The organism is Streptomyces sp. OR43, from assembly GCF_008042275.1.
In the GTDB taxonomy this organism is placed as follows: Bacteria; Actinomycetota; Actinomycetes; order Streptomycetales; family Streptomycetaceae; genus Streptomyces.
Genome location: NZ_RDBK01000043.1, coordinates 3,059,553 through 3,068,043 on the forward strand (window position 1 = coordinate 3,059,553; position 8,491 = coordinate 3,068,043).

At 71.2% G+C, this 8,491-nt stretch carries 7 protein-coding genes; 3 read left to right on the forward strand and 4 right to left on the reverse strand.

Annotation, left to right across the window (positions count from 1 at the left end):
- The first annotated feature begins 204 nt into the window (after positions 1-204).
- The gene (lon, locus tag EAO72_RS32845; RefSeq protein WP_148020699.1) at positions 205-2,625 is read left to right on the forward strand and encodes an endopeptidase La; all 2,421 of its coding nucleotides are present in this window, start codon (positions 205-207) and stop codon (positions 2,623-2,625) included.
- A gap of 128 nt (positions 2,626-2,753) precedes the next feature.
- Here the strand turns inward: lon and EAO72_RS32850 are convergent, their stop codons facing one another.
- Both EAO72_RS32850 and EAO72_RS32855 read right to left on the reverse strand, forming a co-directional pair.
- Entirely contained in the window at positions 2,754-3,434 is a 681-nt protein-coding gene (locus EAO72_RS32850; RefSeq protein ID WP_187285410.1) for a polysaccharide deacetylase family protein, read from the reverse strand.
- A gap of 295 nt (positions 3,435-3,729) precedes the next feature.
- A complete protein-coding gene (locus tag EAO72_RS32855) occupies positions 3,730-4,575 on the reverse strand; it encodes a lysozyme (RefSeq protein ID WP_148020700.1) in 846 nt (281 codons plus the stop codon).
- A 224-nt stretch (positions 4,576-4,799) separates the two neighbouring features.
- Here EAO72_RS32855 and EAO72_RS32860 point away from each other — a divergent pair, with 224 nt between their 5' ends.
- Complete coding sequence (locus EAO72_RS32860; protein ID WP_410090521.1) at positions 4,800-5,297, forward strand: MarR family winged helix-turn-helix transcriptional regulator; 498 nt, start codon at positions 4,800-4,802, stop codon at positions 5,295-5,297.
- 64 nt (positions 5,298-5,361) lie between these two features.
- On the opposite strand, the gene EAO72_RS32865 is transcribed toward EAO72_RS32860, so the two are convergent.
- The gene (locus EAO72_RS32865; protein WP_148020701.1) at positions 5,362-6,144 is read right to left on the reverse strand and encodes a protein phosphatase 2C domain-containing protein; all 783 of its coding nucleotides are present in this window, start codon (positions 6,142-6,144) and stop codon (positions 5,362-5,364) included.
- Positions 6,145-6,417: 273 nt separating this feature from the next.
- The gene (locus EAO72_RS42280; protein ID WP_187285299.1) at positions 6,418-6,594 is read right to left on the reverse strand and encodes a hypothetical protein; all 177 of its coding nucleotides are present in this window, start codon (positions 6,592-6,594) and stop codon (positions 6,418-6,420) included.
- Between EAO72_RS42280 and EAO72_RS32870 the strand changes: the two genes are divergently transcribed.
- On the forward strand, positions 6,509-8,491 hold a 1,983-nt coding region (locus tag EAO72_RS32870), incomplete at its 3' end, for a sensor histidine kinase (protein ID WP_261991704.1). The two genes, EAO72_RS42280 and EAO72_RS32870, sit on opposite strands and share 86 nt — an antisense overlap.

Consider the following 8,491-nt stretch of genomic DNA (forward strand, 5'->3'; position numbering starts at 1 on the left):
GCGGCTTCTCCGTGTTCCACGGGATTTCGCTCGGGCCCGCGAGGGCGGAGGGCGGTGGGACTAAGAAGCCCGGAGCCCGCGTTGGACCAGGGCATGACGCGGCAGACGTACGCGATCGCTCACAGCGAACACGCTCGCGGGAACAATGAGCGGCTCAGGAGCATTGAGTCTGCATAACTCAACTTGACTGCCGAAGGGGAGATCATGGCTACTGAGTCCAATGCGGTCACACCGCTCACGCTGCCCGTGCTGCCGCTCGACGACGAGGTCGTGCTGCCCGGAATGGTGGTGCCTCTCGACCTGTCCGACAGCGAGGTCCGGGCCGCGGTGGAGGCCGCGCAGGCCGCGGCTCGCGAGGGTGGCGGCAAGCCCGAGGTGCTGCTCGTTCCGCGCATCGACGGGACCTACACCGGCATCGGTGTCATCGGGACCGTCGAGCAGGTCGGACGGCTCTCGGACGGCGACCCGGGTGCCCTCATCCGCGGTCGTGGACGCGTACGGATCGGGGCCGGGACCACCGGGCCCGGCGCCGCGCTCTGGGTGGAGGGGACCCGGGTCGACGGCACCGTCCCCGATCCTCTCCCCGGAGCCGTCGCCGAACTGGTCAAGGAGTACAAGGCCCTCGCCACCAGCTGGCTGAAGACGCGCGGCGCCTGGCAGGTCGTGGACCGCGTCCAGCAGATCGAGGACGTCTCCGCCCTCGCCGACAACTCCGGTTACTCCCCCTTCCTGACCACCGCCCAGAAGGTGCAGCTCCTGGAGACCGCCGACCCGGTCGCCCGGCTGAAGCTCGCCATCCAGTGGCTCGGCGAACACCTCGCCGAGCAGGACGTCGCCGAGTCCATCGCCAAGGACGTCCAGGAGGGCGTCGACAAGCAGCAGCGCGAGTTCCTGCTGCGGCGCCAGCTGGACGCCGTGCGCAAGGAGCTCTCCGAACTCAACGGCGACCCGGAGGACGAGTCCGACGACTACCGGGCACGCGTCGAGGCCGCCGACCTTCCCGAGCACGTCCGCGAGGCCGCGCTCAAGGAGGTCGACAAGCTGGAACGCGCCTCCGACCAGAGCCCCGAGGGCCCCTGGATCAGGACCTGGCTCGACACCGTCCTCGAACTGCCGTGGACCGAGCGGACCGAGGACGCGTACGACATCAAGGGCGCCCGGGAGATCCTCGACGCCGAACACGCGGGCCTGCAGGACGTGAAGGAGCGCATCACCGAGTACCTCGCGGTGCGCAAGCGGCGTGCCGACCGCGGGCTGGGTGTGGTCGGCGGCCGGCGCGGCGGCGCGGTGCTGGCCCTGGTCGGCCCGCCCGGCGTGGGCAAGACCTCGCTCGGCGAGTCCGTGGCGCACGCCATGGGCCGCAAGTTCGTCCGCGTCGCCCTCGGCGGTGTCCGGGACGAGGCGGAGATCCGCGGCCACCGGCGTACGTACGTCGGCGCGCTGCCCGGCCGCATCGTCCGCGCCATCAAGGAGGCCGGCTCGATGAACCCGGTCGTCCTGCTCGACGAGATCGACAAGGTCGGCTCCGACTTCCGGGGCGACCCGGCCGCGGCCCTCCTCGAAGTCCTCGACCCGGCGCAGAACCACACCTTCCGCGACCACTACCTGGAGGTCGAACTCGACCTCAGCGACGTCGTCTTCCTGGCCACGGCGAACGTGCTCGAAGCCATCCCGGAGGCGCTGCTCGACCGGATGGAGCTGGTCAGGCTCGACGGCTACACCGAGGACGAGAAGGTCGTCATCGCCCGCGACCACCTGCTCCCGCGCCAGCTGGAGCGGGCCGGTCTGGAGCCGGACGAGGTCACCCTCGACGAGTCGGCCCTGCGGAAGCTGGCCGGCGAGTACACGAGGGAGGCCGGGGTCCGGAACCTGGAGCGTGCCGTCGCCCGGCTGCTGCGCAAGGTCGCGGCCCAGCACGAGCTCGGCGACCGGGAGCTGCCGTTCACGGTGACCGACGAGGAACTGCGCGGGCTCATCGGCCGGCCGCACCACGTCCCCGAGTCCGCCCAGGACCCGGCCGAGCGCCGTACCTCGGTGCCGGGCGTGGCCACCGGGCTCGCGGTGACCGGAGCGGGGGGCGACGTGCTCTTCGTGGAGGCGTCGCTCGCCGACCCGGAGACCGGGGCGTCCGGCCTGACCCTCACCGGTCAGCTCGGCGACGTCATGAAGGAGTCCGCGCAGATCGCGCTGAGCTTCCTGCGCTCGCACGGCGCGGAGCTGGAACTGCCGGTCGCCGACCTCAAGGACCGGGGCGTGCACATCCACTTCCCGGCGGGCGCGGTCCCCAAGGACGGACCGAGCGCGGGCATCACCCTGACGACCGCGCTGGCCTCGCTGCTCTCCGGACGGCTGGTCCGTACGGATGTGGCCATGACCGGTGAGGTGTCGCTGACCGGGCGCGTCCTGCCGATCGGCGGCCTGAAGCAGAAGCTGCTCGCCGCCCACCGCGCGGGCATCACCACCGTGGTGATCCCGCAGCGCAACGAGGCCGACCTGGACGACGTCCCCGCCGAGGTGCTGGACACGCTGGAGGTCCACCCGGTCACGGACGTCCGCCAGGTCCTGGAGATCGCCCTCGCCCCGGCTTCGGCCCCGGCGGAGCGGAGGATTCCGGCCGCGGCGTGAGTGCGCGGAGGGTCCCGGCCGCGGCGTGAGTGTCACGGCGTGACGGACGTGGCACCACGGACACGGCCGGTACGGGCGGCCCGTCCTCCCCTCGCGGGAGGCGGGCCGTTCCGCGTGAGCGCGGTGGCTCAGGGGCGGTAGATGGTGCCCGGGACCGGCTCGGCCGGGGCCATCAGTTCGGGGACGGTGACGAAGGTGTAGCCGCGCTTCTTCAGTTCCTCGATGATGCCGGGCACCGCGGGCACCGTGCCCTTGTAGATGTCGTGCAGCAGGATGATGCCGTCCTTGGTCGCCTGGTCGAGGATCCGCTTCTTGATGAGCGCGGAGTCCGTCGTCGAGTAGTCCTTGGCGGTGGCGTTCCACAGGATCTGGGAGAGCCCGAGGTCCTTGCTGATCCCGGAGACGATGTCGTCGGTGCGGCCCTGCGGCGGACGCATCAGCCGGGGCTTCTTGCCGGTGATGGCCTCGATCGCGTCCTGCGTCTTCTTCAGCTCGGCGCGTATCTCCGCGGGCTTCTTGTCCGTCAGGATCTCGTGCGACCAGGTGTGGTTGGCGACCTCGTGGCCCTCCGCCGCGATCCGGCGGACGGTTTCGGGGTGCTTCTTCACATGGTTCTTGCCGAGCAGGAAGAACGTCGCGTGGACCTTCTCCTTCTTGAGGATGTCCAGCAGGTGGGGGGTGTCCTCGGCCGGGCCCGCGTCGAAGGTCAGGGCTATGCACTTCGCCTTGCGGCAGTCGACCGGGCCGAACGAGCCCTTCGCGTCCGAGCCGGCGTCGCCGCGGGCGGATCCGGGGGCCGTGGTCTCCATCGAACAGCCGCTCAGCGTCAGCGTGAGCGCCGTCACAAGAGCGACGGCCAACCCCGTACCGATCGACTTCGTCCTACTGGGCAAGGCGGGTCACTCCCTCATCGCTTACATCGCACTTATGTGCGGACTGCAAGGACTATACATAGCGCGTATACACGCGATGTATAGGGGGGTGGGGAGAGCGCGGCCGAGAGCCTTCGTGCCTGCTCGGAGACGGAGAACGCGGCGGAGCCCGGTGACGGCGTGCGTCACCGGGCTCCGGCTGGAGAAGGGATGCGGGGCTTTCGGATAGGCCCTAGCCGTTGGCCAGCGCCTGTACGCGGTCGAGGGCGCCGTTGAAGTGGTTGTGGTCACCCACCGTCGGGCCGGACGAGGTGTACTGCCAGATCGTGTAGAAGCCCCAGCCGGCCGGGAGCGTTCCGACCGTGGTGTTGTAACGGGCCACCCACAGCGGGTTGGTGGAGCCGAAGCTCGCGTTGTTGCCCGTGCAGGACTGCCACCAGCTGGTCGCGGTGTAGATGACCGCGTCGCGTCCGGTGCGCGCCTTGTACGTGTTCACGAAGTCGCGGATCCAGGAGACCATCCCGGCCGCGGTCTTGCCGTAGCACTGCGCGCCGTAGGGGTTCCACTCGATGTCGAGCACGCCGGGCAGCGTCTTGCCGTCCTTGGACCAGCCGCCGCCGTGGTCCACGAAGTAGTTGGCCTGGGTGGCGCCGCTCGTCGTGTCCGGAGTGGCGAAGTGGTACGAACCGCGGATCATCCCGACGTTGTACGAGCCGTTGTACTGCTGGGCGAAGTCCTCGTTCGTGTAGTACGTGCCCTCCGAGGCCTTGACGTAGGCCCACTTGACGCCGCTGTTCCACAGCGTCGACCAGGCCACGGCGTTCTGGTGGCCGCTCACGTCCACGCCTTCGGTCTGGACGGCGCGGGTGGTGGGCAGGCCGCCCTGCCCGTCGTGGGCGACGACGCCCATGCCCATCGTGGCGGTGCCCCGGGCGGGTGCGGTGGGGTCCCCGGCGGTGGGGGCCGCGCCGGCGGCGCCGGGCAGGGCGACGAGGAGGGAGAGAGCTGCGAGCAGGGTTCCCGCCGCGGCGAAGCGCGAGCGGCGGGCGGTCGTGGAGCCGGATCTGTGCACGGGCATTGCGTGCCTCCGAGGCCTCGGTGGGGGGAACTGCTGACCCGGGGCACGACGGACGCACCCCTTGCGGCATGCCATGGTGTGAACATGCCATGCATGACGCTACGCACGTAGACCCGGGTGGCGGAAGAGGGCCTGGGCGGTGCCGTTGGTCTACTCCTGCGAAATACTGGTGGAGCTGCGGCGATGACCGGCGGCGAAAGAAACTTTCAGTGGCGGGAAAGCTCATGAGGGGTGTTGACGTGCACGGGAGCGAACGCGGGAGTGAACCCGGCGCAACCGGGGGAAGTGGTGTGGACCACGAGTTCCTCGCCCTGGAGCTGGAGTTGGCGGTCTTCCTGCGCCGTGCCCGGGCCAACTCCGGTGAGATGGCGCGCGAGGTGCACCCCGAACTGGAGGCGGCGGCCTACGGACTCTTCGTACGCCTGGAATCGGCCGGCCGTCAGCGGGCCACCGACCTCGCCTCCTACTTCGGCGTCGGCAAAGCCACCATGAGCCGTCAACTGCGCGCCCTGGAGGACCTCGGCCTGGTGGCCCGCGAGCCCGACCCGGCCGACGGGCGGGCCTCCCTCGTCCACCTCACGGACGAGGGCCTCGCCCGCTTCCGCAGCGTCCGGGACGCGCGCCGCGACCGCTATGTGCGCAAGCTCGCCGACTGGGACCGCACCGAGGTCGCGGAGCTGGCCCGGCTGCTGCACCAGCTGAACGCCCGCGCCGAGAGCTGAGACCGACCGGCAATGGGGCGGCGTCGCGCGGGAGGGTCCGTCCGCCCGTCCCGGTCAGGGCGGTTCACAACTGCGCGTAGACCGCCGTCGCGTCGTCGTGCCGCTTGCCCCGCCGCAGGTACGTACGCTCCGTGTCCGCTTCCTCCAGGGCGCGGACCCGGTCGATCAGCCCCTGGGGGCCCTCCTTGTGGAGCACCCCCATGCAGTCCGCCCAGTCACCCTCGCCGAACACCTCCGTCCAGCGGCTCGCCCCGTCCGTCATCGCGGCGACCGCCCGCACCCCGGCGCGCGGCGTCCGGCCGGTGACCGCGCGGTCCGCGACGGCCGGGTCGGCGGCGGCCGTGAAGAAGCCGCCCTCCTTGTTCCGCAGCGCGTCGGCGGCCGCCTCGGAGACGAGCGACCCCGGCGGCAGCCGGTCGAGCCGGTCGTCCAGCACGGCGCTGACGGCGCCGCCCGGAGCCTCGAACAGCAGCACCGAGTCGGACAGCACCAGGTACTCGATCTCCGCCTCGCCCCAACGCACCATCACGACCGTTGCCTGTGGCGTCCTTACGTGAGAAAGGTCACACAGGGAACGGTGCGTGTCGGCGGTGCGCCGGATGGACTCCGCGAGGATCTCCCGCAGGGGCAGATCCCGCCGCGAACCCGACAGTTCGACCAGGGCGCCACCGAGCCGCGCCGTGAACCACGGGACCGAGTGCGCACAACCGTCGTCATCCCGTGGCGGAGTCACCCCGTCGAGCAGAACGAGCCCTCCACCCTGGCCGGAGGCGGGCAGGACCGTGGCCGCCCAGTCCTCGTTCGGACGCCCGGCGAGGCCGGCGGCGGTGGCGAGTTCGATGCGCATACGGCCAGTCTGCACGATGCCTTCACGGGGCCTGCACCGACCGGGGATTGGCCCGTACCAGCAGGTCAGAAGGGCGCATGGAGCGGAAGGAATCACTCCGGGAAGTGTGCGGGCGGGCATCCTGCCAAAGCCTGCCCCGAAGATCCAGCCGGACGTCCGGGTGTGCCGTGAGGGCCCCGGGGGGAGACTTGTTCGCCAACTCGGGAGTGCGGTTCACTCGTTCGAGTGGCGGAGCGGTTGATGCGCGCCCCCCTCTCATAAGCACTGGAATGGTCAGAAGCCGTACCAGGGGTCGGGGCGCTCGTTCACGTGACCGAGCGTCACCTCTGCTTCAAGGGCGGACGAGTCGAGATTGCGAGCACCGGTGCAGAAGAAGCGGCCTCGGAGCAAGGGCAGCCAGCACAGCGGTTCCGGGGTGGCGTCGTCGGCGCCGGCTGAGAGCGGGCGCACCGTGCGCGTGCGCAGCCGGCTCGTCGCGGGCGTCGCCGTCGTCGGGATCACCGTCATAGCCGCGGGAGCGCCCGCGGCCCTGAGCGCCTCCTCCGACCTGACGGAATCACAGCGCCTGGTCACCCTCGCGGAGCTGAACCAGCAGGCCATCGCGCTCGCGCACTCCCTCGCCGACGAGCGCGACGAGGTCACCGCCTTCATCGCCGCCGGCCGGGAGGGCAAGCCCGGTGCGACGAACGGTTCCGCGGGCAGCCGCAGCGCCCGCGTCGACCAGCAGGTGGACGAGATCCGGGACGCGGCCTCCGCCGTCCTGCGCCGCGACCTCTCCACCATTCCCTCCCTGCGCCGCGACGCCATCAGCGGCAAGGGCACGGCGCTGGAGGCCCACCAGGCGTACACCGAGGTCATCTCCAAGCTCCACGACCTCGCCGAGGAACTCGCGGACAACACCTCTCCGCGCGCCGCCGAGGCCGTCCGCGCCCCCCTCGCGCTCGGCCGGGCCACCGAACAGGCCTCCGCTACCCGCGGGCTGCTGCTCGCCGCGCTCGCCGTCCCCCGCAAGGAGCCGGCCGAGCCGCAGATCGACCCCTTCACCGGCCTGCCCGTCCAGACCCAGGACGAGGGCGAGACCAAGGAGGACCGCCTCCGCGACGAGCTGAGCGGAGCCGCCCAGCAGTCCCGCGTCGGCGAACTCTCCGCCCTCGCCGACTTCGACCAGGCCGCCGGCGCCACCGCCCGCGACAAGCTCTCCACCACGGTCACCGGCCCCGAGGTCAACAACGCGGAGAAGTACCTCGCCGGGCTCACCGACCGCCCCGAGCTCTCCGAGTCCGACCAGAAGACCAGCAGCAAGAGGCTTCAGGCGGCCCTCTCCGCCCGGATCGACCGCATGCGCGGCGTCGAGTCCGCGCTCGGCACCGCCCAGGTGCAGCGGCTCGGGGAACTGCGCGACGACGACGTCACCGCGCTCGAACTGCGGATCGCGCTCCTCGGCGGCTGCCTGCTCATCGCCGTCGGCGTCTCCACCGCCGTGGCCCGCACCCTCACCCAGCCGCTCGCCGTCCTGCGGATCGGTGCCGGCCGCCTGGCCGCGGAGCCCGAGACGGCCGAACCGGTCCGCTACACCGGCCGCAACGACGAGTTCGCCCAGGTCGTCCGCTCCATCAACGCCCTGCACGGCCGGCTGCACGGACTGCTCCACGAGTTCAACGGGCGGTTCGAGAAGCTGGAGGCCGAACGCGGCGAACTGATCGCCGGACGCGAGGCCCTCACCCTCCAGCGCGCCGAACTCCAGGTCCACACCGCGGATCTGACGGCGCAGCTGGAGAAGCTGAGGAACACCGTCCACCACACCTTCGTCAACCTCTCGCTGCGCACCCTCGGCCTCGTCGAACGCCAGCTCGGCGTCATCGAGTCCCTGGAGGAGCGCGAGCAGGACCCGGAGCGGCTCGGCACGCTGTTCAAGCTCGACCACATGGCCACCGTCATGCGCCGCCACAGCGAGAACATGCTGGTCCTCGCGGGCGCCGAGCACGGGCACGGCCACCCCGGACCGATCCCGCTGGTCGACGTGGCGCGCGCCGCCGTCAGCGAGATCGAGCGGTACGAGCGGGTCACCATCCAGTCCCTGCCGCCGCACGCCCAGATCGCCGGGTTCGCCGCCGACGACCTCAGCCACCTCGTCGCCGAACTCCTGGAGAACGCCACCTCGTTCTCCCCGCCGGACTCCCGTGTCCAGCTCTCCGGCTGGCTGCTGGAGACCGGCGAGGTGATGCTCTCCGTGCAGGACGAGGGCATCGGCATGTCGTCCGTACGGATGGGCGAGCTCAACACCCGCCTCGGCGACCCGTCGCTCTTCGAGGCGGGTGAGCAGAGCGCGGACGGCGCCGGTCTCGGC